Here is a 2,168-nt window from a genome sequence, read left to right as displayed (position 1 = left end):
GATAAAGACTTTTTTTAGTCATACGTAAAGTCTTGTCAGCAGTCATCATTTCACTGACTGCATGACCCGCACCGAAATACTTGCACAGCGTTCTAAATGGACGGTCAGTTACACCGGCCATAGGGGCAACAATTAAATTATTTGACAGTTGATAGGGACCAATATACATATATATTCATACAATTGATGATCGGCATAGTATACTTCATCCGCTTGATCAGCTCATCTTTTTATGCAGGTGTCCTCCTCTCCATGAACAAACCGTTGTCTTCCCGTTTTTTATTTAAATCATTCGGTATGGTTGCCGTATGCATGAGTTTAGCTGCTTGTGGAGATAAAGCCTGGTGGTCAAATAATGATGAGCCTGAATTAGAAAGCCAGCAAATCAAACGTCTCATTCCATCTCGCGTGCATGACCGTGAGTCATGGGCTAAAGATATTGATGACATTATGAAAGACTTAGACATTCCTAAAACCAAACAAAATGTCTGTAGTATTGTGGCGGTCGTTGATCAAGAATCCAATTTTGTCGCCAATCCTCAAGTGCCAGGATTAGGACAAAAAGCGGTTGAGGAAGTCAGTACACGTTTAAATGAAAAATTTGAAGATAAGCTTGGCAAAACCATTGGTGGAACAATTGCAGGTTACTTTGAAGAAGTACTAAGAACCCAACCCTCTCCTGACAATAACTATATGAGTCAGATGCGTAAAGTTAAAACCGAGAAAGACCTTGATTTACTTTACCGAGAAATTTTCGACTTTATGGCCAAACACTATCATGTAAGTGCTTTGACTGGCGCAGCTAAATTAGTTGGACAAGATATTGGCGAAAAAATGAATCCGATCACTACACTGGGTTCAATGCAAGTTCATATTAACTATGCCAAAGCAAACAAACGCTCGAGTATGAATACTGCTGCCCTACGTGATGACTTATATACCGAGTATGGCGGCCTTTATTATGGAATTCACCGTTTAATGGTTTATCCGGCAGATTATGATAAAGCCATTTATCGTTTTGCAGATTACAACTCTGGTATGTACTCTAGTCGTAATGCAGCTTTTCAAAAAATGCTAAAAGAACTCACCGACAAGGATATAAGTCTTGATGGCGATCTACTCCTTTACACAAAAGATGGTGATCCACGCGCAACTCAAAGCGAGTCAGAAAAAGAATTAATTACTGTATTTGCTAGTTAGTTACACCAAGACAGATTCGTGATGATCTAAAATTAGAAAAAGAGAAAAAGTTTGAGAGTACTCAAACTTATATTGCGCTGACTAAACTTTATAAATCAAAAACTGGCAAAGAGCCGCTCTATGCAATTATGCCGCAAGTAGTGATTTCTGGGCCTAAACTAAGTCGTGACTATAATACTAACTGGTATGCAACCCGCGTAAACGGACGATATGAAACATGTATGCAACGAGCGAAACGAATAAGACTATAAAAAATCTCGCCCTGTTCGATTTTGATGGAACCTTGTGCAGTAAAGACAGTTTTACAGGGTTCATCTTTTATGCGTTGTCTAAACGCCATATTGTGAAGCAAGGCTTGAAAATCCTGCCATGGATTCAAGCCTATTATCTTAACTTTTATCCAGCCCATGCGATGCGTGCCAAGCTATTTCGTAGCATGTTCAGACATACTCCTGCAATTGAATTGCAAAGACTAGGCGAAGAATACGCACAAGAACTCGTCTCTGCACTTTCACCTGAAATTTTTGCACAATTACAGCAACACCAGCTATTAGGTGATCAGGTGGTATTAGTTTCTGCTTCCATTGATATCTATCTTGCTCCACTTTGCAAATTACTAGGTATCGAATTAATTTGTACAGAGACACAAATTAAAAATGGCATGATGACAGGTTACTACTCACCTCCGGATTGTAGTAGTGAGCAAAAGAAGATAAGAATACATGAGCAATATTCTTTAAAGCATTATCAGCGAATCTATGCGTATGGAAATAGCTCAGAAGATTTAGACATGCTTAGTCTTGCTACACATCCTTTTATGGTCGGTGAAGATCGAATCTTGCCCTCATTAACCCCACAAAAAAAGCTCGCATGATGCGAGCTTTTTTAATTTAGAACAACTTAGTAAATTGCCATATGATCGCGATGAATCATTTCTAATGAACGGGCTTCACCAAGTACTTGGTAAA

At 39.0% G+C, this 2,168-nt stretch carries 3 protein-coding genes and 1 pseudogene; 2 read left to right on the top strand and 2 right to left on the bottom strand.

The window, feature by feature from the left end; translation table 11 throughout:
• Positions 1-169: tRNA-dihydrouridine synthase (locus VXQ92_RS15995; RefSeq protein WP_416682484.1), on the bottom strand; the 169-nt coding region annotated here is incomplete at its 3' end.
• A gap of 83 nt (positions 170-252) precedes the next feature.
• On the opposite strand from VXQ92_RS15995, the pseudogene VXQ92_RS15990 reads away from it, so the two are divergent.
• Both VXQ92_RS15990 and VXQ92_RS15985 read left to right on the top strand, forming a co-directional pair.
• A pseudogene (locus VXQ92_RS15990) lies at positions 253-1,451 on the top strand (DUF1615 domain-containing protein).
• Positions 1,418-2,074: an HAD family hydrolase gene (locus VXQ92_RS15985; protein WP_416682480.1), complete on the top strand. Its 657-nt coding sequence runs from the start codon at positions 1,418-1,420 to the stop codon at positions 2,072-2,074. Before VXQ92_RS15990 ends, VXQ92_RS15985 begins: the two are co-directional and overlap by 34 nt.
• A gap of 26 nt (positions 2,075-2,100) precedes the next feature.
• Here the strand turns inward: VXQ92_RS15985 and VXQ92_RS15980 are convergent.
• A partial coding sequence (locus VXQ92_RS15980) for a hypothetical protein (protein WP_416682482.1) occupies positions 2,101-2,168 on the bottom strand: 68 nt, incomplete at its 5' end.

It is taken from the genome of Acinetobacter sp. 228 (genome assembly GCF_048147885.1).
This window is presented reverse-complemented; position numbering and strand designations above follow the sequence as displayed.

What these genes read in the sequence shown, in the direction of transcription:
- VXQ92_RS15985 (WP_416682480.1), top strand. Translation starts at nt 1,418, where the DNA reads ATGTATGCAACGAGCGAAACGAATAAGACTATAAAAAATCTCGCCCTG.